This window comes from Bradyrhizobium sp. AUGA SZCCT0182 (assembly GCF_018130185.1).
GTDB lineage: Bacteria > Pseudomonadota > Alphaproteobacteria > Rhizobiales > Xanthobacteraceae > Bradyrhizobium.
In genome coordinates this window covers 62,589-85,628 of sequence record NZ_JAFCLY010000023.1, presented here as the reverse complement: position 1 = coordinate 85,628, position 23,040 = coordinate 62,589, and the positions used below count along the sequence as shown (strand labels likewise).

The 23,040-nt window shown below is 63.3% G+C and carries 16 protein-coding genes; 10 read left to right on the top strand and 6 right to left on the bottom strand.

Features of this window, described 5'->3' with window-relative positions; genetic code table 11:
* The first annotated feature begins 90 nt into the window (after positions 1-90).
* From JQ611_RS23595 to JQ611_RS23575, 5 genes are all read left to right on the top strand, one after another.
* Positions 91-1,419, top strand: a complete 1,329-nt coding sequence (locus JQ611_RS23595) for an N-acetylmuramoyl-L-alanine amidase (RefSeq protein ID WP_212466740.1) — start codon at positions 91-93, stop codon at positions 1,417-1,419.
* A gap of 256 nt (positions 1,420-1,675) precedes the next feature.
* A complete protein-coding gene (locus JQ611_RS23590; protein WP_212466739.1) occupies positions 1,676-4,177 on the top strand; it encodes a penicillin-binding protein 1A in 2,502 nt (833 codons plus the stop codon).
* A 122-nt stretch (positions 4,178-4,299) separates the two neighbouring features.
* A protein-coding gene (prfB, locus tag JQ611_RS23585) for a peptide chain release factor 2 (protein WP_212261929.1) occupies positions 4,300-5,431 on the top strand; the annotation gives its coding sequence in 2 pieces (ribosomal slippage) (positions 4,300-4,368 and positions 4,370-5,431; 1,131 coding nt in all).
* Positions 5,432-5,434: 3 nt separating this feature from the next.
* Positions 5,435-6,307, top strand: coding sequence for an NAD(P)-dependent oxidoreductase (locus JQ611_RS23580; protein ID WP_212261926.1), 873 nt, complete (start codon positions 5,435-5,437; stop codon positions 6,305-6,307).
* A gap of 79 nt (positions 6,308-6,386) precedes the next feature.
* Positions 6,387-7,316, top strand: a complete 930-nt coding sequence (locus JQ611_RS23575; RefSeq protein ID WP_212466738.1) for a DMT family transporter — start codon at positions 6,387-6,389, stop codon at positions 7,314-7,316.
* A 7-nt stretch (positions 7,317-7,323) separates the two neighbouring features.
* On the opposite strand, the gene JQ611_RS23570 is transcribed toward JQ611_RS23575, so the two are convergent.
* Both JQ611_RS23570 and JQ611_RS23565 read right to left on the bottom strand, forming a co-directional pair.
* The gene (locus JQ611_RS23570; protein WP_212261923.1) at positions 7,324-7,518 is read right to left on the bottom strand and encodes a hypothetical protein; all 195 of its coding nucleotides are present in this window, start codon (positions 7,516-7,518) and stop codon (positions 7,324-7,326) included.
* A gap of 159 nt (positions 7,519-7,677) precedes the next feature.
* Complete coding sequence (locus JQ611_RS23565; RefSeq protein WP_212466737.1) at positions 7,678-9,825, bottom strand: carbamoyltransferase C-terminal domain-containing protein; 2,148 nt, start codon at positions 9,823-9,825, stop codon at positions 7,678-7,680.
* Between the two features lie 158 nt (positions 9,826-9,983).
* Here JQ611_RS23565 and JQ611_RS23560 point away from each other — a divergent pair, with 158 nt between their 5' ends.
* Positions 9,984-11,201, top strand: coding sequence for an ABC transporter substrate-binding protein (locus JQ611_RS23560; protein ID WP_212466736.1), 1,218 nt, complete (start codon positions 9,984-9,986; stop codon positions 11,199-11,201).
* 118 nt (positions 11,202-11,319) lie between these two features.
* On the opposite strand, the gene JQ611_RS23555 is transcribed toward JQ611_RS23560, so the two are convergent.
* Positions 11,320-12,333, bottom strand: coding sequence for an AraC family transcriptional regulator (locus tag JQ611_RS23555; RefSeq protein ID WP_212466735.1), 1,014 nt, complete (start codon positions 12,331-12,333; stop codon positions 11,320-11,322).
* Between the two features lie 281 nt (positions 12,334-12,614).
* Between JQ611_RS23555 and JQ611_RS23550 the strand changes: the two genes are divergently transcribed.
* Positions 12,615-13,064 carry a cupin domain-containing protein gene (locus JQ611_RS23550; RefSeq protein ID WP_212389704.1) on the top strand — a complete coding sequence of 150 codons (450 nt, stop codon included), beginning with the start codon at positions 12,615-12,617 and terminating at the stop codon, positions 13,062-13,064.
* A gap of 37 nt (positions 13,065-13,101) precedes the next feature.
* Positions 13,102-14,592: an NAD(P)/FAD-dependent oxidoreductase gene (locus JQ611_RS23545; RefSeq protein WP_212466734.1), complete on the top strand. Its 1,491-nt coding sequence runs from the start codon at positions 13,102-13,104 to the stop codon at positions 14,590-14,592.
* 175 nt (positions 14,593-14,767) lie between these two features.
* Here JQ611_RS23545 and JQ611_RS23540 read toward each other — a convergent pair whose 3' ends face one another.
* A complete protein-coding gene (locus tag JQ611_RS23540; protein ID WP_212261906.1) occupies positions 14,768-16,117 on the bottom strand; it encodes a M23 family metallopeptidase in 1,350 nt (449 codons plus the stop codon).
* A gap of 101 nt (positions 16,118-16,218) precedes the next feature.
* Positions 16,219-17,028, bottom strand: coding sequence for a peroxiredoxin (locus JQ611_RS23535; RefSeq protein ID WP_212261903.1), 810 nt, complete (start codon positions 17,026-17,028; stop codon positions 16,219-16,221).
* Positions 17,029-17,256: 228 nt separating this feature from the next.
* On the opposite strand from JQ611_RS23535, the gene JQ611_RS23530 reads away from it, so the two are divergent.
* Both JQ611_RS23530 and JQ611_RS23525 read left to right on the top strand, forming a co-directional pair.
* Entirely contained in the window at positions 17,257-20,982 is a 3,726-nt protein-coding gene (locus JQ611_RS23530) for a DUF3971 domain-containing protein (protein WP_212466733.1), read from the top strand.
* A 94-nt stretch (positions 20,983-21,076) separates the two neighbouring features.
* A complete protein-coding gene (locus JQ611_RS23525; RefSeq protein WP_212466732.1) occupies positions 21,077-22,180 on the top strand; it encodes a mandelate racemase/muconate lactonizing enzyme family protein in 1,104 nt (367 codons plus the stop codon).
* A gap of 8 nt (positions 22,181-22,188) precedes the next feature.
* On the opposite strand, the gene JQ611_RS23520 is transcribed toward JQ611_RS23525, so the two are convergent.
* Positions 22,189-22,950, bottom strand: a complete 762-nt coding sequence (locus JQ611_RS23520) for a Crp/Fnr family transcriptional regulator (RefSeq protein ID WP_212466731.1) — start codon at positions 22,948-22,950, stop codon at positions 22,189-22,191.
* Positions 22,951-23,040 lie beyond the last annotated feature (90 nt).

Sequence of the window (23,040 nt, the reverse complement as noted above, 5' to 3'; positions counted from 1 at the left end):
CACTCATCCCTTTTCGCTTTTGGGCCCTTAAGGTTCGATTAACCCTGTGGTCCTAATGCGGTAAGAGAGCTGCTCGGAGGCGTCGAATCGTTGGCTAACCGCGCAAATCACCGGGTTTTGCTGGGGCGCGGCCTGTTGTGCGCCGCAGCATTGCTGTGTGCCAATTTCATCACCCCGAGCGCGGCGCAGGGGCCTGCGCCTGGTCCCGCTGCGGCAAGTGCCCCCAGTCCAACCCCGGTCGCCGCCTCGAATTTTCCGGTCGCCTCCGATGCAAGGCTGGCCGGCGATAGCAAACAAACCCGCTTCGTCCTCGATCTCGACAGGCCGATCCAGTTTCGCGCCTTTGCGCTGGCCGATCCCTATCGCGTGGTCGTTGATATTCCCCAGGTCAGCTTCAAGCTGGCCGCGGGCACCGGCAGCACGGGGCGCGGGCTGGTCAAGGCGTTCCGCTATGGCCTTGTCATGCCGGGCGGTTCGCGAATCGTGTTCGACCTGACGGGACCGGCCAAGGTCGCGAAATCCTATGTGCTGGAGGCGGCCAACGACCAGCCGCCGCGGCTGGTGCTGGAGCTGGAAGAGGTAGACCGGACCGCCTTCGTGCAGTTGCTGGCGCCCGAGAATCGCCCTGAACTGAGGCCCGCGATTGCGGCGGCCAATGCCGCGGTCGGGCCGGACGATGCCGCGGCGGCGGCAAAGCCCGCACAGGCGCAGGATACCCGTCCCCTGATCGTGATCGATCCCGGTCATGGCGGCATCGACAACGGCACCCAGGCCGGCGGCGAGATGGAAAAGAATCTGGTGCTCGGATTTGGCCTCGCGCTGCGCGATCGCATCGAGAAATCGGGCAAATACCGCGTCGTCATGACCCGTACGGACGATACGTTCATTCCGTTGAACGACCGCGTGAAGGTCGCACGCACCCAGTCGGCCGCGCTGTTCGTCTCGATCCATGCCGACGCCCTGCCGCGGCGCGAGGGCGATGCCCACGGCGCCACCATCTACACCTTGTCTGACAAGGCCTCCGATGCTGAAGCCGAGCGGCTGGCCGAGGCCGAGAACAAGTCGGACGCCATTGGTGGCGTCAATCTCACCGACGAGCCGACCGAAGTCGCCGACATCCTGATCGACCTGGCGCAGCGCGAGACCCGAACGTTTTCAAACCGGTTCGCCCGCATCTTGATGGGCGAGATGAAGACCACGGTGCGGATGCACAAGCACCCGTTGAAATCTGCCGGCTTCCGCGTCTTGAAGGCGCCGGACGTGCCCTCGGTGCTGGTCGAACTCGGCTATGTCTCGAACAAGGGCGACCTCGAACTCCTGATGTCGGAGAACTGGCGCAACAAGACCGTCGGATCGATGGCGCAGGCGATTGATGCATTTTTCGCCAAACGGCTGGCAACCGCCGGGCCTGGCAAATGAAAAGCCGTATGAAAATGCTGATTAAATGCACGCGATGCTATGGAGGAAGCCCTAGTTTGGCCACAGCGGCAGCGGTATAGAAAACTACCGCAGGGTCTTCGGAATCGGCCATTATTGTCCGTCGGCCCGTTTATTGTTGGTACGCGCAACGGCGGTCCGTTGGGCGAGGGCTTGAGCGCTTCGATTTGCGCTTGGATTTTGATGGCAAGGCAGACGCCGAAAGTCACGGCGCAAGGGTTGGAACGGAACTTCGATCATGCGCTTGCTGGTGCGGTTTTTGGGTTTCTTGTTCGCCGCCGGAACCGTGGTGTTCCTGGTTGGCGTCGCCGGCGTTGCCGGCGCGATCTGGCATTTCTCCAAGGACTTGCCGGACTATTCGCAGCTTCAGGATTATGAACCGCCCGTGATGACGCGCGTGCACGCCTCCGACGGCGCGCTGCTCGGCGAGTATTCCAAGGAGCGTCGGCTCTATCTGCCGATCCAGGCGGTGCCGAAGCTCGTCATCAACGCGTTCCTCGCGGCCGAAGACAAGAACTTCTACGAGCATGGCGGCATCGACTTCACCGGCATGGCGCGCGCGGCGGTGCTGTATGCGCAGAACTACGGTTCCAACCGCCGGCCGCAGGGTGCGTCGACCATCACCCAGCAGGTCGCAAAGAACTTCCTGTTGACCAACGAGGTCTCCTTCGCTCGCAAGATCAAGGAAGCCTTGCTGGCGATGCGCATCGAGCGCGCCTATTCGAAGGACCGCATCCTCGAACTCTATCTCAATGAAATCTATCTCGGCCTCGGCGCCTACGGCATCGCCGCGGCGTCGCTGGTCTATTTCGACAAGTCGGTGAACGAACTCACGATCTCGGAAGCCTCGTATCTGGCGGCGCTGCCGAAAGCGCCGGCGGCGCTGCATCCGGTGCGTAACCGCGACCGCGCGATCGAGCGCCGCAACTACGTCGTCGATCGTCTCGTCGAAAACGGCTGGATCAAGCAGGCCGATGCCGACAAGGCGCGCAAGGATCAGCTCCTCGTCACCAGCCGCGGTACTGGCGCGCATATCTTCGCCGGCGAATATTTCGCCGAGGAAGTCCGGCGCGACATCTTCGAACGCTACGGCGAAAAGAAGCTCTATGAAGGCGGCCTCTCGGTCCGGGCGACGCTCGACCCGAAGATGCAGGTGATGGCGCGCAAGACCATGGCGGCCGGCATGGTCAATTACGATGAGGCGCAGGGCTGGCGGGGTGCGCCAAGCAAGCTCGACATTTCCGGCGACTGGGGGGTGAAGCTGGCCGACGTCAAGGCGCTGGGCGATATCGCGCCCTGGCGGATGGCTGTGGTGCTGGAGACCAGCGACCAGTCGGCGCGGGTCGGGTTCCAGCCGGGCCGCGAGCTTGGCGGCGCCGTCGCCAAGCAACGGCAGACCGGCATCATCACGATCGATGGCGTCAAATGGGCCAAGGCGGCGTCGGGGCCGACCAAGGGCAGGACGCCGACATCGGTCGCGCAAGTGCTGGCGCCGGGCGATGTGATTTATGTCGATCCCCTGTTCGGCAAGGACGGCAATCCGGTTGAGGGGCAGTACCGGCTGCGCCAATTGCCTGAAGTGTCGGGTGCGATGGTGGCGATGGACCCATGGACCGGCCGCGTGCTGGCCATGGTCGGCGGGTTCTCGTTCGACCAAAGCCAATTCAACCGCGCGACGCAAGCCTACCGGCAGCCGGGCTCCTCGTTCAAGCCGCTGGTCTATTCGGCGGCCATGGACAATGGCTACACGCCGTCGACCGTCGTGGTCGACGCGCCGATCGAAATCGATCAGGGGCAGGGCGCCGGCGTGTGGCGCCCGGAAAACTATTCGTCCGGCAAATACAACGGTCCGGTGACGCTGCGCAACGCGCTGCGGCAATCGCTCAATACGGTGACGGTGCGGCTGGCGCAGGACATCGGCATGCCGCTGATCGGCGAATATTCACGGCGCTTCGGCGTTTACGACGAACTGCCGAACTATCTGTCCTATTCGCTCGGCGCCGGTGAAACCACGGTCATGCGCATGGTCACGGCCTATTCGATGTTCGCCAATGGCGGCCGCCGCGTGAAGCCGACCTTGATCGATCGCATCCAGGACCGTTACGGCCATACGATCTTCAAGCATGACGCGCGCGAATGCCGTGGTTGCGACGCGCCCGGCGGCTGGAAGAATCAGCCCGAACCGCAACTGGTCGACCGCCGCGAGCAGGTGCTCGATCCGATGACGGCGTACCAGATCACCTCGATGATGGAATATGTCGTGCAGGCCGGCACCGCGACGGTCGTGAAGGAAGTCGGCAAGCCGATCGCCGGCAAGACCGGAACCACCAACGACGCCAAAGATGCCTGGTTCATCGGCTTCTCGCCGGACCTCGTGGTCGGCATCTATGTCGGCTACGACAAGCCGCGCACTCTCGGCGGCAAGGCGACCGGCGGCGCGCTGGCCGCGCCGATCGCGCGCGACTTCCTCAAGCTCGCGCTCGCCGACAAGGCCGCGATCCCCTTCAAGGTGCCTGCCGGAATCAAGCTGGTTCGCGTCGATGCCAAGAGCGGCATGCGCGCAGGTCCCGGCGAAGGCGGCCGGACCATCCTGGAGGCCTTCAAGCCGGGTACCGCGCCGCCGGACAATTACTCCGTCATTGGCGTGGCGGATGCCGATGGGCGCGCCCCACAGGGATATCAGGGGGGATATCAGTCGCCTGACACCGGCCACATCATGCGGCCCGGCGGGCTGTACTAGGCTTGTTGGTGTGAAGAAACCGCTTGGGACCAAACCCCAGGCGGATTGCGCTTTGTGAGAGACGCCGCTACATCCCTGCGAGCATCTATAGTTAGCGGTTTGCACCGCAGATCAGAGACACCATGCGCGCCGAAGTCGAACGCCTCGTTGAAGAGATCAAGCAGTCAGTCGGGCTGCTGAGGAGGCATCTTTGACGTCGAACAGTCCACGGCACGTCTAGCCGAGCTGAACAAGCTCGCCGAAGATCCCAATCTCTGGAACGATCCGCAGAAGGCCCAGAAGCTGATGCAGGAGCGCACCTCGCTGGAGGATGCGCTGCAGGGCATCGGCAAGGTCGAGCGCGAGCTCAACGACAATGTCGAGATGATCGAACTCGGCGAAGCCGAGAACGATGCCGGTGTCGTCACCGAAGCCGAGAACGCGCTGAAGGCGCTGAAAAAGGAAGTGGCGCGCCGCGAACTCGAGGCGCTGCTGTCGGGCGAGGCCGACCGTTTCGATTCCTATCTCGAAGTCCATGCCGGCGCGGGCGGCACCGAAAGCCAGGACTGGGCCGAGATGCTGCTGCGCATGTATACGCGCTGGGCCGAGAAGCACGGCTTCAAGATCGAATATCTGGAAGAGACGCAAGGCGAAGAAGCCGGCATCAAATCCGCCACCATCCAGATCTCGGGCCACAACGCCTATGGCTGGCTCAAGACCGAGGCGGGCGTGCACCGGCTGGTGCGGATATCGCCGTATGATTCCAACGCGCGCCGTCACACCTCGTTCTCGTCGGTCGCGATCTTTCCCGTGGTCGACAACAGCATCAAGATCGACATCGCGGAGTCCGACGTGCGCACCGACACCATGCGCTCGGGCGGTGCCGGTGGTCAGCACGTCAACAAGACAGAATCCGCGGTGCGGCTGACGCATATTCCGACCGGCGTCGCCGTGGTCTGTCAGGCCGGCCGCTCGCAGCACAAGAACCGCGCGCAGGCCTGGGACATGTTGCGCGCGCGGCTCTACGAAATCGAGCTGAAGAAGCGCGAGGAGCAGGCCGCCGCCGATCAGGCCGCCAAGACCGATATCGGCTGGGGCCACCAGATCCGCTCCTACGTGTTGCAGCCCTATCAGATGGTCAAGGATTTGCGCACCGGTGTGCAGACCTCGGACACGTCGGGCGTGCTCGACGGCGATCTCGACGAGTTCATGGCCGCGACGCTGGCACAGCGTGCGTTCGGCACCGGACCGGGCTCGGTCGAGGATGTGGATTAACCCATGGCCAGAGTTGCTTTCATCGGATTGGGACGGATGGGCCACGGCATGGCCGGCCGTTATCTCGACGCGGGATTCACCGTCTCGGTGTGGAATCGCAGCAAGGCCAAGGCGGAAGATCTGATCGCACGCGGCGCACGATGGGCAACGTCGCCGGAGGATGCCGCGATTGACGCCGATGCCGTCGTGACCATGGTCGCCGACGACAACGCGTCGCGCGAGGTATGGCTCACCAAGGATGGCGCCGCCGCCAATATGAAGGCCGGCGCGCTGGCGATTGAATGCTCCACGGTGTCCCACCAGCACGCGCTTCACATGGCGGGTGTGTTGGGCGCGCGTGGACTGATCTACATCGATAGTCCGGTGACCGGCCTGCCGGACGCGGCGGCCGCGGGCAAGCTGACGCTGTTGGTGGGGGCTGATCCCGCCGATCTTGAATTAGCGCGGCCCTATCTGGTGCCGCTCTCGACCACCATCCGTCATTTCGGCGCCGTCGGTTCCGGCACCGTCTACAAGCTGATCAACAATCTGATGGGCGCGATCCAGATCGCCGGCATTGCCGAGGGGCTGGCGATCGCCGAGCAGGCCGGGCTCGACATGAAGCTGGTGCTGGAAGCGATTGAGACCGGCGTCGCCGCAAGCCCGCAGGTGATCCGGCATTCCAAGCGGATGGCGGAGCGCAATTTTGCCGGTGCGACCTTCACCGCGGCATTGCGCCAGAAGGATGCAGCCTACGCGGTCGCGTTGGCCGAAAGCCTGCTGTCCGCGCCGCCGATCATGGGACGCGCGGCGGTGCAGTCCTACGACCGCGCCAAGGCCTACGCGCCCGACGACGACGAAGGCAAGATGATCGAGATCGTGTCGCGCCCGAAATAAGCGCGCACCTGTTCGGGAATCGGGTGGGAATGACTCCCGAGCCGGAATAGATCTGCAGCAAATGCAGATATGAGCCGCAATGACCGCTAATGATGTCAGGATCGACGCCCGCGACTGGTCGCTGCTCGGCGTGCTTTCGATCCTGTGGGGCGGCTCGTTCTTCTTCAACGGCGTGGTGCTGCGGGAATTGCCGCCGCTGACACTGGTGCTGCTGCGCGTGGCGCTGGCCTCGATCATCCTGCTGCCTTTGCTGTGGATCTACCGGATCGATTTTCCCAAAGGGGGTTCAGGTTGGAAGCCGTTCTTCGCGATCGGGCTCTTCAACAACGTATTGCCGTTCTCGCTGATCGTGGCGGGGCAGACGACTATCCCGAGCGGGCTGGCCTCAATCCTCAACGCCACCACGCCGTTGTTTACCGTTGTGGTGATGGCGGCGGCCGGTGAGGAGAAGCTGCAGGCGCGGCGGATCGCCGGCGTCGTCGTGGGGCTGATCGGCGTCGTGATCCTGCGCGGCTGGAATTTTGACGGCGACGGATTTTGGAGCGGGCAGGGCATCGGCATCCTGCTCTGCCTTGCGGGCGCGTTCAGTTATGGTTTGGCGGCGCTGCTGGCGCGACGGCTGCTGTCTAACTCGCCGCCGCTGGGAACGGCGACGTTCCAGTTGCTGGCCTCGAGCATCATGATGATGGTTGTCGCCGGCTTCGTCGAACGTCCCTGGCAATTGCCGATGCCAGGCGTTGCGACGTGGTTCGCGGTGATCGGTCTGGCTGTCCTGTCGACGGCGCTAGCCTATATCGTGTTCTTCCAGATCCTGCGGCGCTCCGGCGCTACCAACGTCATGCTGGTGACGCTGTTGATTCCGGTCACCGCTATCGTGCTCGGCTATTTGGTGCTGGGCGAGGAGATTTCGCTGCGCGAGATCGTGGGCGCGCTGGTGATCGGCAGCGCGCTGCTGTTGATCGACGGGAGGGTGCTCGGGTTGTTTCGACGGCCGGCTGTTATCGGATAGATGGCGCTTAGCCGGTGTGTTCGGTGTATTTCTTGTAGATCCAGCGCCGCCCGTCGTGTCGCCGCCAGACCTGGCCGGTCAGCAACCGTCCGGTGATGGATCGCCGCGGAATGAAAATCTTCCGCAAGTGCCAGACTTCGGCCCAGGCGGGCTTCGGACTGAGGCTCAATATTCGTAACCGCTCCTGGCTTTCAACATGCATGGCGCGCGCTCACGATTTAACGAGGCTGCCGGGCGGAATATGATCGCCCGACGGCGAAGTTAACAGGGGTTGGGACGGATCAAATCGTCCACTGCATGCACGATAGCGCGCGGCGGTCGTGACGCAATCGCAGTCGCTGGTTAAGCTAACCTGTCAACCTTACCGGCGGCTCTTCCACTGCGCTAACCAGCCGGAAAATCGCCCGCTGTCGCGCTCGCCGCCGTGCCAGGCGGCATAAACCGCGCCGTCATCTGCGACCAGCACGACGGCATCGAGCCCCTTGGAGCGGCGCAGCGTGTCGATGGCCTGCTGCGGCGTCTGCGCGATTGGACCGGCGACATTGAAGGACGTGTTGACGGATATCTCGACGCCGACGTGACGGCCGAGCGCCTTCAGATAAGCATGGGTGAGGGGATCGTCATCCGCATTGACGATCTGGATCCGGCCGGTGCCGTCGGCATGGATCACCGCCGGAATTTTTTCACGCGCGCCCGGCTTCGATTGCGCCGTCAGCACCATGTAATTGTAGGCGTTGTAGCCGGCATCGGAGGCGCCCGGCAGCAACTCAAAAAATTCCCGGGCAGCTTCCAGCGTTGCCATCGGCGCCAGCGGGCGGATCGCCTCGCGGTATTTGACGCGCTCGTTCAGCCGCTCGCGCGCCAGCGGATCGCAGGGGTTGGCAAGAATTGAACGGTGGCCGAGCGCGCGCGGCCCGGTCTCGGCGGCGCCCTGATACAGCGCGATCACGCCGCCCTGCGCGACCATGAACGCCATCAGGTCGGCGATGGCATCGCGTCCATCAGCGGTCGAGATATTGCCGATCCGTTGCGAGGCGATGTCATCGGATTCAAGCGCGCTCGCAATGGCTTCATTTGACGGCGGCAGGCCACAATAGAATGCATGCGTCATCGGCGCGCCGCGCGGGGCGCCCGCCAGATGCGCGAACAACCACGCCGCGCCGATGGTGACGCCGGGATCTCCGGGCACCGGCGGCACCCACAGATGCAGACGCGCGTTGCGCTGCTGGGCGCCGGCGAACCACGCTTCGTCGAAATGTTCGAGGAGCCGCATGTTGCCGATCGCGTTCAGCGCCACGCCGCCGGTCAGCACCAGCCGGCTCGCGCCTGTGATGCGCAACAGGTGATCCACGACGTGGATCATGGCGTCCTCGAACACCAGTTGCGTCGCGGCGGCCTTGTCGAGGCGATCCTTTGTGTCGGGACGGTGATGGATATCCTCGACGCGCAGCACCGCGTCGGGATTCCAGAGCTGTTCGGGCTTGAGCGGTGGCCCAAGGATGTCGGTGAGGGCCGTCTTGTAAGGGTGATCAAACGGGTCGCAATACCAGTTGGCCATCGCGCGGTTGAGCCTGACGTCGCCGGCCTCGCCGAAGTGCAGGACGTTTCGCAGCCGCGCGTAATACGGATTTGTCGCGCGGTTCATGTCGCCCCAAGCGGCCGCGCCCATATAGCGGCCTTCGCTGGAGAGCCAGGTCCAGCCGCCCTGCGTCGATGAAATCACGCTGTAGAACGCGCCCAGTGAATCGAACATGCTGTCGTTGCAGTAGAGCCGGCGCATCTTGCCGTTCTCGACCACATACAACGAGATCGACCCCTGATCGCCGGTGCCATCGAGGACCGCGACCGCCACCGGCTCGCCGTCGTCGGCGAAGGGCGAGGCGGCAAAGGAAAACCAGGCATGGTTGTCGTGATGCGGCAGGCAGATCAGCGGCACACGCTCGGCAAGTCCCAATTGCTTGGCAAGGATCTTCGGTGTGCGCGTCATCTGGTCGAGACGCCGTCCGTCGAAGCCGGCGGCTTCGGTGGTGCGTAGCAGCTTGAGGCTTTGCGGCACTTCCTCCAGCACCGAGCGTGCCAGCGTTCCCGCCAATGTCGGGTAGTCCCAGCTGGTAAGCCAGGCGTCGATATCGCCGATGTCGCGCCCCATGCCGCGCAAGGCTGCAACCATCGCGTCAACAGAGGCGCGCGGATATTCCGTCGTGTGCTTGTTGCCGGAAAAGCGTTCTTCCTCGTTGTTGAGGATCAGGCGGGGGCCATGGGCCTGCGTCACCTCGACCAGCGCCACGCCTGAATTGTGCGTGCCGGGTGCGCCGAGACCGGCGAGATAGACCGTTTCCCCGCGCGCGAGCTTGTCGCGCACCTGCGCTAGCTTCGCATCGGCAAATTTTGAGCCGAGCTGGTGAAAGCCGGCCGCGCGAAACGTCTTCGCAGCCAGCCATCGCGCGACGCGGAATCCGCCTGCGGCGAGCTTCGGATGTCGGGGGCCAATGCGTGTCGTCGGGTTCAATTCCAAGGAAGCCTTGCAGGGGAAACGTGTCGCCACGCATCAACCATAAAAGGCGGCGCGCAACAATGCTGTTTCATCCAGCGGAATAAGGGGCCGCTTGCCAGCCCGCGCGCGGCTTGCGACACTTTGCCAAAATAATAAACGCGTGGGAGAGAGCGATGACGGCCCGAATCCGAACTCTGGTTGCCATGACGGCGATCGGCGCGATGACCGCGACCGCAGCCCACGCGCAGAAGAAATACGATCCGGGCGCGTCCGATACCGAAATCAAGATCGGCAACATCATGCCCTATAGCGGCCCGGCCTCCGCCTACGGCACCATCGGCAAGGCCCAGGCCGCCTATTTCAACAAGATCAACGCCGAAGGCGGCATCAACGGCCGCAAGGTCAGTTTCATCAGCTATGACGACGCCTACAGTCCACCCAAGGCCGTCGAGCAGGCACGCAAGCTGGTGGAGAGTGACGAGGTTTTGCTGGTCTTCCAGCCGCTCGGCACGCCGTCGAACTCGGCGATCCAGAAATACATGAACGCAAAGAAAGTCCCGCAGCTTTTCGTGGCGACAGGGGCCACCAAATTTGGCGATCCGCAGAATTTTCCGTGGACCATGGGCTGGCAGCCAAACTACCAGAGCGAGGGCCGGATCTACGCGGCCTACATCCTGAAGAATTATCCGAACGGCAAGATCGCCGCGATCTGGCAGAACGACGACGCCGGCCGGGATCAGATGAAGGGATTGCGCGACGGCCTCGGTGCCAAGGCCAACATGATCATCGCGGACAAATCATACGAGGTTGCCGACCCCACCATCGATTCGCAGATCGTGGCGCTGAAAGATTCCGGCGCCGACATCTTCATGACGTGGGCAGCGCCCAAGGGCGCGGCGCAGGCGATCCGCAAGGTCGCGGAACTCGGCTGGAAGCCGGTCTATCTGCTCGGCAACGTCTCGACGTCGGTTGCCACCGTGCTCAAGCCGGCCGGATTGGACAACGCCAAGGGCATTATCTCGACGGCCTACATCAAGGATCCGACCGATCCCGTGTGGAAGGACGATCCCGGCATCAAGGCGTGGGCCGTCTTCATGGACAAGTATTTTCCGGACGGCGACAAGACCAACAACAACAACGTCTATGGCTATGTGACGGCGCAGACCATGGTCCAGGTGCTGAAGCAATGCGGCGACAACCTCACGCGCGAGAACGTGATGAAGCAGGCCGCCAGCCTGAAAGGCTTTACCAGTGATGTCCTCTTGCCTGGCATCCAGATCAATACCGGCCCGAACGACTTCTTTCCGATCGAGCAGATGCAGCTGATGAAGTTCAACGGCGTAAGCTGGGAGCTGTTCGGCGACATCATCGCGGGTGAGGTTGGGCACTAGAGCGTTTTCGAGCGAAGTGGATGCCGGTTCGCGTGAAGAAAACGCGTCAAAACAAGAATCTAGAGCTTCGGTTCTGATTCAATCAGAACCGAAGCTCTAAGCCCGCGCCCGGATGGGTTCAGCTCATCCTGCGCAGGGTCGAGGACGGCGTCTCGCCGAATTTCTTGCCGTAGGCGTGCGACATGCGGCTGAGATGGGTAAATCCAAGTTCGAACGCCATCTCCGTGATGCTCTCGCCGGGGCGGGCGCTGGTCAGCCGGGCATTGAGGTGCGCCAGCCTGATATCGAGCAGCATCTGTGAAATGGACGTGCCGAAATGGCGGCGGAAGCCGATCTGCAGCGCGCGGATGCCGATGCCGGTGATGTCGGCGAGCTGGGCCAGATCGAGCGGCTCGGCGGCGTGGGCATGCAGGCAATCCCGCACCTGCCGCAACGGCCGCGGTAGCGTTTCGGCGCGGCCGCCGAACACCAGCATCGCTTCGCTCCGGCTGTGGCGCTGACCATGGAGGAGGGCGCCGAGCAGGGTTTCGCGCAGTTCGGCCGCAGCCAGCGGCGCCAGGCGGCGGCCTGGTCCGAGATGCTCGGCCAGATCGACCAGATCGGCGGCCCGTGATTGGAGTTCGCGCCCGCAGGCCTGGTTGAGATCGATCGCCGGCGCAAACTCGACCGCGCTGGCCGGCTTTCCCGAAAGCGCTGCGGCCCGCTGTTCGACCAGCCGCCGGTCCACCAGAAGGATCAGCTGGGCGCAATCGCCGTCCCATGTCATCCGCGTCGGGATCGTCGGCGACAGCAGCGAAGCGCGCGTGCCCGGGCTGCTCTCAACCTCGCAGGCCGCGGTGCCTATTCGCGCCGATCCGTGCAGCGGAATCTGCAGCAGAAAGAAGCGGTCGAGGCAGCCGGGATCGATCGTTACTGTCCCGCCATAGGCGACGTAGTTGATGGAGAACCCGTCGAAGGCGGCGCAATTGTGCAGGGCGTAGAAACCCGGCGCCGACGGGCGATTGGGCGTCAACTGATGGGGGCAGAAGATGCGTCCGATCGCCTCGGCAGCGGCATCGACATCGCCGGTCGATACGCGGTTGAACGCGGCCAGTCTGGCGTCTCGAACCTTCTCCGCAACGGCTGCGCCCATCGTCGTCACACGGCCTTCGGGTTTGTTTGAACCCTATAATATCTCCGGGACGGGTGCTTGGAAAGGCGATTTGGCAGCGGATTGTGCCCGATCGTTGCGCAGCCGGCGACAACAGCGTCACGATGATCGTGCGCCGCAGCATCGCCTGTGCGGCCAAAAGAAATCCTTCGGCGCCGATGGCGGATTCGTTTTGCGGCTAGACGGCCCGGCGGGATCGCCGCAGCCTGTGCAAACACGACGGATTGATCCGGACGGACAAATTATCCAACAGGAGGCGGCACATGACGGCGCTCGAAAAGGGTATCACCGCTGATGGCACCGGCTACGGCGGCGTGACCTGGAATATCCTCGGTCAGGTCTATTTCCCGAAGGCGGTGACCGATTCCACCTTCGCCTTCGAGACCAACAGCGACCCCGGCCAGTTCGTGCCGGTCCATATCCATCCGACCCAGGACGAATTCATCCTGGTGCAGGAAGGCGAACTCGATCTCAAGCTCGACGGCGTCTGGGTGAAGGCGAAGGCCGGCGATCTGGTGCGTCTGCCGCGCGGCATTCCGCACGGCTACTTCAACAAGTCAGACAAGCCCGCGCGTGCGCTGTTCTGGGTTTCGCCGATGCAGAAGCTCGAAGCGCTGTTCAACCGGCTGCACAATTTGACCGACCCCGCGGAGGTGGTCCGGGTTTCCGCCGAGCACGAGGTGAACTTCCTGCCGCCGGAGGCCAACGAATAGCGGCGCGAGCTTTCACCTTCACGACGGAGACAAATCCATGGTCAAGCAAAAGCTGGTCTGCATCATCGGCGCCGGTGTGTCCGGACTGGCTGCGGCCAAGGCGTTTTCGTCGCGCGGACACCGCGTCACCATTGTCGAGCGCAGCGGCGATCTCGGCGGCGTGTGGGAGCCGGCAAGATCCTATCCCGATGTGCAGACCCAAAGCCCGAAGGAGCTCTACCGCTACACCGACAAGGCCATGCCGGCATCTTATCCGGAATGGCCGAAGGGTCCGCAGGTCCATGCCTATCTCGCCGAATACGCCCGCGATCATGGCCTCGATCGCCTGATCCGCTTCAATACCGAAGTGGTGCAGATGAATAGCCGCTCGGACTCCAAGCCGGGCTGGCGGCTCGACCTTCGCAGCCCCGCCGGCACAACCCAGCAGGATTTTGACTTCGTCGCGGTTTGCATCGGGCAGTTCAACGAACCGCAGACCCTGAGCCTGCGCGGCGAGGAGGCGTTCAAGGCGCAGGGCGGGCGCATCCTGCACTCCTCGCAATACAACGATGCCGGCCTCGCCAAGGGCAAGAAGGTGGTTGTGCTGGGGGGCTCGAAATCGGCCACCGACATCGCCGTCAACGCGGTCAATTCCGGCGCCAGCGAGGTCACGCTGGTGTACCGCGAACCGGTGTGGCGGATTCCCTACTTCATCGGCGGCCTGATCAACTTCAAGCGCATCCTCTACATCCGCGCGCAGGAGGAGATGTTCAAGAGCTGGGGCATCGGGGCGCTGTCGCGGTTCAAGCACGCGGTGGCGAAACCGTTTATCTGGGCCAACTGGCGCGGCCTGGAAAGCATGCTGAAGCTGCAGCTCAAGCTGAAGAAGTGCGACATGGTTCCGAAGCAGCGCATCGAGGACGGCGTCAATTGCTCGGTGCCGATCGCCACGCCGGACTTCTTTCCGATGGTGGCCGATGGCCGGATCAAGGCCATCCGCGGCAGCTTCGACCACTATAACGGCAACAGCATCGTGATGACCGGCGGCGAGCGCGTTGCAGCCGACCTCGCCATCCTGGCCATCGGCTACAAGCTCGGCGTGCCGTTCCTGCCGCAGGCGCTTCGTGAACGGCTGGTGGACGCCGATGGCCAGTACCGGCTCTACCGGCTGATCGCCAACCCGGACCTGCCGAACATGGGTTTTGTCGGCTTCAACTCCAGCTTCTGCACGGTGCTGTGCGCCGATCTGGCGGCAAACTGGCTGGTCCGTTACGCCGACGGCCAGCTTGCACAGCAGCCGAGCCCCGCCGAGATGCGCGACAACATTGAATTGATGCTCAACTTCAAGCGCGTGGAGCGGCCGGCGGCCGGCGTCTATGGCGGGCTGTGCGTGGCGCCCTACCATTTCAAGCATTTTGACGAGTTGCTCGCCGACATCGGGACAACAACACGCCGGCGCAGCGCGCTGGCGGAGAAGTTCACGCCGCCAGATGCGGATGCGTATGCGCGGTTTCTCGCTTCTGCACCGGACTACAAAGTATTGGCATGAAGCGGGGGCTTTGGCGGCGGTGGAATGGGCGGAGGCGGTGGTCGACGATAATGGCGCTGCTTACCGGTATTTAATACCGTAACCCCCTGCCCATTCTACTTTGCATGGGGTTGTTTTCGCTCTTTTTTGTCTGCGGCGTCGGGGGCGGGCGATCGTTGGCGCTTCGCGCTCACTTCTAGCCGGCGCTGAGCCGCACGCCGGCGCGCAAAAACTTCTGCGGGTCGACCGCGTCGCCGTCGATCCGTGTTTCGTAATGCAGATGCGGACCGGTCGAGCGGCCGGTCGAGCCGACCGCACCGATCACCTGTCCGATCTTGACGACGTCGCCGACCCTGACGTGGATCTCCGACAGATGGCCGTAGCGGGTCGATAACCCATTGCCGTGGTCGATCTCGACCATGCGGCCATAGCCGCCCATCCATCCCGATGAAGCCACTTTGCCGTTCGCGGTCGCGCGCACGGGATCGCCGGTCGCAGCGCGGAAATCGAGGCCGGTATGCATCGCCGGCCGACCGAGGAAGGGATCGCTGCGAACACCGAAGCCGGAGGTGAACTCGACTTCGCCGACGACGGGTTTGCGATAGGGCACCAGTGCCAGCGTGCGGTTGAGCCGCTCGACCTGGGCACGGGTGGCGTTGATCCGGTTGAGCTGGCGCTCGAAGGGGCCGGCATCGGCCCCAAGCTTCACCGGAACGAAGGGGCCGCCGACGCCCGAACGTGGCGTCGCGGCTTCGAGTTGCGCCATGTCGAGACCGAGATCGGTGAACACGCCGCGCATCCGGCGGACGCGCGATTCCATGCTGTCTTCGACCGAGCTCAGCGCCGCCATCTGGCGCCGCTCAACCTGGTCGAGCGAGGTCTGCAGGCGGACCAGGACGTTGTCGACGCCCTGAACCTTGGCGTACTGGTTGGCTTGCTGCTTGACCACGACCGGTGCGCGCGACTCCAAACGGGCTTCACGATCCGGCGGCGCCACAAAGATCACGGTGTCGCTGATCGGGCTGGGCTTCGGTGTCCCGGAAGCGGGGGTCTCGGCGGCGGCGCCGCGTGCCGGCGGCCGGATCGATCCGGTGGCCGTGCTGTCCGGAATCGAGCCGAGCGCGGTGGCGCGGGATTCCAGCGCGGTCTGGCGCTTCATGATCTGGTCGAGCTTCTGGTCGAACTGTTCCTGGTCGAGCAATTGGCGGCTGGTGGTGCGATCGACCTTGGCGCGCAGCTCGGCGATGCGGTCTTCATAGGCGTATTGCATCTCGGCCTGGCGGGCGATCAGCCGGGTCAGGACGTCGTCGCGAAAGGCGAAATAGGTGGCGGTCGCCGCCGACCACATTCCGAGCACGATGATCGTGCCGACGACGATCCAGAACACCACGGGCCCGAACCGCACCTGCTTGCCGGCATGGACAATGGCATAGCCGTCATTGGCCGGGGGGAGTGCCGCGGCCTGCGCCACGGGACGTCGCGCCCGGCTGTCATGGGGATGATGGTGCTGGTGGTACTCGGAATGATGACCGGAACGGTACGACATCGGCTCTCCCGCGCCGGTCGGACTGGGGTTCCGTACGGCTCAATTTGCGAGGCCGATTTGACCCACTCATGGTTAATTTTTGGGAAATGGAACCTGGAAAACTATAATCCTTGGGCTGTGGCCAATACCTCGTCGGCGTGGCCATCGACCCGCACGTTGCGCCAGATTTTGGCGATCTTGCCGTCCTTGCCGATCAGAACGGTCGTGCGAAGAATCCCGAGGAAAGTCCTGCCATACATGGATTTTTCGCCCCAGGCGCCATAGGCCTCCAGCATCTCGTGTTTTTCATCCGAAATCAGAGGAATCGAGAGCTGGTGCTTGTCGCGAAAGGACTCCTGGGCCTTCACGGTGTCGGCGGAGATGCCCAGGACGGCCGTTCCGCTTTCGGCGAACGCGTCCTTGAGGCGAGTGAAATCGATTGCCTCCCTCGTGCAGCCGGGAGTATCGGCGCGGGGGTAGAAGAACAGTACCAGTTTCCGCCCGGCGTAATCGGCCAGGGATACGCTGTCGCCACCATCCCGGGGCAGCTGGAAGCTGGGCGCTTTGGCGCCTTCAACCCGACCCGAGACCAAGCCTGGTTTGCTGTCCGGCTTCGCAGCGGCCTCGGGAATGGGCGTCAAATCAGGCTTCGGTGCCGTCGATGGCTTGGATTTTAACGATTTCGACGCGGGCTTGTGGGATTCTTTGGTCAAGGCGCCCTTGGCTGCCGTGCCGGACTTCTTCGCGACCACCTTGCCGGTCTTGGCCGCGGGCGTTTTGACTGGAGCTTTCGAGCCACTGCGGGCTGCCTTCGCCGGGATCGTTTTGTGGGCGGATTTCTTGGCAGGTGTCTTCGCGGGTGACTTGGCTGGTGCCTTTGCGGGTGTCTTTGCGGATCCCTTGGAGGATTTCTTGCGCGTTTTCTTGGACATACGCCTTCCTTTCGTCGCTTTCGGCGGATCAACCAATAGGGTATTGCGGGTCTTGTCCCGGCCTATCGGATTCGCTCCGGCCGCTGGGCAAGTTTGATGACCTCGGAGTATGGTTACAAGGAATTCGACGCACCACCCGTCCGCTCGTTGAAGGTCCGTTTGATTGAGTCGGCGATTGAGTCCTTGGGCCTGGCTACGAGTAACAGTATTAATCGAGGATTGGCAGCGATGCCGACACAGGAGCGCTCGATACAGATCGATGGGCGCGCCTGCGGCGACGATCAACCTCAGCGCCAGCACCGAGAGGCAATGGCTAGGAATAGTTCGCCCCAAAGTCCTGGGCTCCAAGGTTCTGGGCTCAAAGGTTCTGGACCCCAGGGTTCCGGACCCCAAGGGTCGAATCCGCGTGCTGAGGCTCACATCTCGCAATGGGATGACGAGGCCGGCTGGGATACCGACCAGGACGAGGCCGCACGCCACCGCGCACGGCGATTATTGTCCCGTTCCAATTCCCGTCTTCACCGGTTCAGCGACAATGTCTCGGCGCTGAACCGATGGGTCACCGGCGAACGTTGGGTCAAGCGCCTGACGGTCGTAATTGCGGTGCTGGCCGTGATCTTTGCCAGCTGTTTCGGCGGGCTTTGGTGGCGGCTCGGCGCCGGGCCGATCAATCTCGACCTGGCGACGCCCTGGCTTGCGGCGGCGATCGAGGAAAATATCGGGCACGGCAATACGGTCGAGGTCGGTGGCACGCAAATCGAGCGCGCCGGCAAAATTCGAATCGCGGTGCGTATCCGCGACATCGTGGTCAGGGATCGCGACCAGGCGATTGTCGCAAGCGCCCCAAAAGCCGAAGTGAGATTATCCGGCACCGCGTTGTTGATGGGGCGGCTTCGCGCCGAGAGCCTCAACTTGGTCGATGCCGAACTCGCGGTACGAATCACACCGGATGGCCAGGTGACGGTATCCGCCGGTGACACGGCCAAACCATTGGCGACCGGCGTAGCCTCGAAGCGCGACGCTGGCTTGGCGCCCACATTCCCGCGGCCGGCACCGCCCCCTGGCACGCCGGCGCCCGAGACGGCACAGAACGGATTGCTGGCCGGCCTCGATTGGCTCGACAGCCTGAGCCTGACCGGTCTCGACGGACAAAATCTCAACGAAATCGGCTTGAAGAACGGCAATCTGGTCGTCGACGACCAGCAGCGCGGCAACAAATGGACGTTCGACAATATCAGCATGAGCCTTCGCCGGCCGAGCGCCGGTGGCGTGGCGCTGAGCGTGGGCGAGGAGGGCGCCCGACCATGGTCGCTGCGGGCGGTGATCGGGCCGCCGACCAACGGTGTGCGCTCGGTCGATCTGCGTGCCGACAAGGTGCCGACGGCCAATATTCTGCTGGCGATGCGGGTCAAGGATCTCACCTACAGCGCAAACCTGCCGCTGTCGGGCGAGCTGAAAGGCGAACTCGGCCGCGATGGCCTGCCGACCTATTTCCGCGGCAAGCTTACCGCCGGTGCCGGCCACATCATCGACAGCGATACGCCCGATTATCCGATGGCGATCGATGCGGCGGAAATGAACGTCGAATGGGATTCCGCGCGGCGCGTGCTGGTCGCCCCGTTCAAGATCGTTTCCGGTGCCAACCGGGTCACGCTGCTCGGCCATCTCGAGCCGCCGAATGGAACCACGACCGAATGGCAGGCCGGGTTGAGCGGCGGCACCATCGTGCTGGCCGGCAATGAGGGCGAACAGCCGCTGATCTTCAATCGCATCGCGATAGGCATGCGCTTCGACACCGAAAGGAAGCGCTTTCTGCTGACGCAGGCCGATATCAGCAATGGCGAGATCGGCGTCGCCGGAACCGGCAGCGTCGATTATTCCGGCGAGGCGCGGCTCCAGCTTGGCTTTGCCGGTACGCCGATGTCGGCCTCCGCGCTCAAGCGGATGTGGCCGGTTCTGATCGTGCCGGAAGTGCGCGAGTGGGTGATCGAGCGGATCGAACGCGGCACGCTCCAGCGCATCGAGGTCGGCGTCAATTCGCCGGTGCGAAATTTGTCGCGCAAGGGCCCGCCGATTCCCGACGACGGCCTGGCGGTCAATATCACGGCGACGGGCGTGACGGTGCGCCCGGTCGATGACATGCCGGTCGTGCGCGACGCCGACCTGAAGGCGCGGGTGACGGGCCGCACCGCCACCGTCAACATCGGCCAGGGCATCGCGGATACGCCGGCCGGTCGTAAGGTCACCATTTCGGATTTCACCTTCGAGGTGCCGGACATGGCGCCGAAGCCATCGCCGGCAAAGGTCAAATTCCGCATCGACGGCACCATACCGGCGGCGGCCGAGATTCTGGCATCCGATCGCCTCAGCGACGTATCCGCCACCTTCGTCGATCCGAACGCGAGCAAGGGAAATGTGACGGCCACCGTCATGCTCGGCATGCCGGTCAAGGGCGTGCTGACCAAGGCCGATACCACTTATTCCGTGACCGCCGATCTCGGCGGGGTTTCCATCGACAAGCTGGTGATGAACCAGAAGCTGGAGGCCAACACGCTGAAGGTCGTTGCCAACAATAACGGCTATCAGGTCAGGGGCGACGTCAAGATCAACGGCCAGGCGGCGTCGCTGGATTATCGCAAGCCGAACGAAGGCGACGCCGACATCAAGCTGTCGGCGACGCTGGATGACGCCAGCCGCGCGCGTCTTGGGCTCGATCTTGGTCCGGCCGTCAGCGGCGCGATCCCGATCAAGTTGATCGGCAAGATCGGCGAAAACGACACCCGCGTCGGTATCGAGGCCGATCTCACCTCGCTCCGGCTCGACAACATCCTGCCGGGTTGGGTCAAGGTGCCGGGCAGGTCCGGCAAGGCGACCTTCAGCGTCGTCAAAAAGGAGCAGTCGACGCTGTTCCAGGACATCGTCGTCGATGGCGGCGGCGTCTCGATCAAGGGCTCGCTGGAAGTCGACGCGAATGGCGAGCTGATGACCGCGAACTTCCCGACCTACTCGCCGTCGGAAGGCGACAAGACCTCGCTGAAAGCCGAACGCAATGCCGATGGCGTCGTGAAGGTGACGATGCGCGGCGACGTGTTCGACGGCCGCGGCTTCCTCAAATCGGCGATCTCGGGCAAGGAAGCCGACGCCAAGAAGACCAAGAACATCGATCTGGACATCGACGTCAAGCTCGGCGCGGTCGCCGGCCACAATGGCGAGGCGCTGCGCAGCGTCGACGCCAAGATGTCCCGGCGCAATGGCGTCATCAAGACGTTTGCGATGACGGGCAAGGTCGGGCGCGATTCGCCGGTGTCCGCCGATTTGCGCGGTCGCGTGCAGGGGCAGGGGCGTGACCTGATCATTCTGCAGACCAATGACGCCGGGGCGTTCCTCCGCTTCACCGATACCAACTCGAAGGTCTTCGGCGGTCAGCTCTCACTCGCGATGGAACCGCCGACGGTCGAACCATCAGCCAAAGAGGGCCTGATCAATATCCGCGACTTCTCCGTCAAAGGCGTTCCTGAACTGGAGCGCGCGGCGGCGGGCGGACCGGCAGGCGTACAGAACGGCGTGTCGTTCTCGGCGTTGCGCGCGGAATTCACCCGGCAAAGCGGACATCTCACGATCCGGGACGGCGTCGTGAAGGGTCCGACCATCGGCGCCACCATCGAAGGCACGCTCGATTATATCGGCAACTCCGTGCGCATGAGCGGGACCTTCGTTCCGATGTACGGGCTCAACAACATGTTCGGCCAGATTCCAGTGCTTGGGCTGTTCCTCGGCGGCGGCAGCAATGAGGGCCTGATCGGCGTCACCTATGAGGTCGTCGGCACGCCGGCAGCGCCGGTGTTGCGCGTCAATCCGATTTCAGCGATGGCGCCCGGCGTGCTGCGCAAGATTTTCGAATTCAACACCGGCAAGCAGAACAACCCGATCGAATTCCCGCCGACCAATAATTAAGGCGTGAACGGTTGAGGGATTCTGTCATCAGCGATTGATCTGGCCAATCGGCATCGTCCCGCGCTAGCTTTCAAAAAAACGGGAGGCTGGCGTCATGCAGATCACCAACGTCCGTGCGCATCATATCCGCATCCCCTATGACGCCGGCGTGGCGAGCTTCAGACAGGGCGCCTCGGCGATATCGGCGCTCGAAATCGTTCTTGTCGAGGTCTCGACCGATGCGGGACTGACCGGCTGGGGTGACGCCTTCAGCTATGTGTGCCCGCGATCCAGCGCCACCGCCATCGATGAAATGATTGCGCCGCAGGCCCGGGGCCTCGAGGTCCCCGACGCCGCGGACATTCCCGCCTTCATGGATCGCATCCAGCGCAATCTGCATCTGTTCGGCCGCTACGGCATCACGATGTTCGCGATCTCCGCGCTCGATATCGCGTTGTGGGATCTCGCGGCCCGCGTGCAAGGCGTCCCGCTTCACCGCCTGTTGGGTGCGCGCAAGCGGGCGCGGATTCCGGCCTATGCCAGCCTGCTGCGGATCGGAACACCCGATCTCGTCGCCAGCGAATGCGAGACGGCGCTGCGGCGGGGTTACACCGCCATCAAGCTTCATGAGACGACGGTATCAGCCGTATTCGCCGCACGGCGCGCGATCGGCGACGGCTTCCCGCTGATGGTCGATATGAACTGCCCGATGACGTCGGCGGAAGCCATCGCCTTCGCGCATGAATGCAAGGCGGCCGCGCCGATGTTTCTGGAGGAGCCGGTATGGCCGCCGGAAGATTTTGCCGCGCTGGCGGAGACCCGCACGAAGGGCGGGCTCGATATCGCCGCCGGTGAGAATGCCTGCACCGTCAATCAATTTCGCCTGATGATGGATGCGGGCGCGGTCAGCTACGCGCAGCCCTCGGTGACCAAGGTCGGCGGCATCACCGAATATCTGAAGGTGGTCGATCTGGCCGATCAAATGGGCGTCAGGCTCGCGCCGCATTCGCCCTATTTCGGTCCGGGCCTTCTGGCGACGCTGCAGTTGCTGTCGCTGCGTGACGACAAGACCTTCGTCGAGTTCTTTTATATGAACCGTGCCGCGTGCCTTTGGCGCGGTGCGATCGATGTCGGCGCCGATGGCGCGGTCGCGGTGCCGGAAGGGCCGGGGCTCGGTTACGAGCCGGACCGCGAGGTTATGGAGCGTTATCGGGTCTAGCGGGGGCTTCACCCGGCCGTACGGCCCTTGTTATGGCCAGGTACCGCTGTCGAAGGCGGTGTCAGGAACGCATCGAAGCGCTCCTTGACGATGGCGTAACATTCGCATGACGCCTTCTCTAAGCCCGCTCGGTCAAGTACCTGGATGGTGCCGCGGCGATAATGGATGAGACCGGCGGTCTGCATCGACTGTGCGGCAAGCGTTACGGATTTCCGGTTCGCGCCGAGCATATGCGAAAGAAACTCGTGTGTGTAAGGCAGCGCTTCACCCCCGGCGCGGTCGTGCATCATCAATAGCCACCTGCACATGCGCTCTTCCGTCGTGTGCATGGAATTGCAGGCAACCGTCTGCTGAACCTGTGAAAGCAGGGTCTCCGAGTAACTCACGAACAGATCGCGCACGTGTTCGCTGCTTTTGAATTCATATCGCAATAGCTCGATCGGGCAACGGACTGTATGACCTGGGAGTTGCACGAGACAGCGGTTGAACGAGACGCGGCTGTACATGGCTGCAAAGAGGCCGAACGCACCTTCGCGACCGATGTTGGCAGTCTCGATGGCGGCGCCATTTTCCAGAACGGTCAATAGCGACAGAACCGAGCCTTGCGGAAAATAGGCGTGCTTGAGCAGACCGCCGGCATCGCAGACCATTTCTTCGAGCTGGAAATCGATGGGCTCGAGGTAGGAATCTATTCTCTTGCGGCTGTCCGGCTCCAGGGCGCCGAGCAGTTGATTGCTTCGCGGGTCATGGTCCATTTGTGCTTGGGACATCGCTTTTGGCAGCGTGTTGATGCGAGTGCTTCGGGCCGATCATCACAAGAGTAGAGTCTGTGAGATTGGGCAGGTTAGATTTGCACGAAT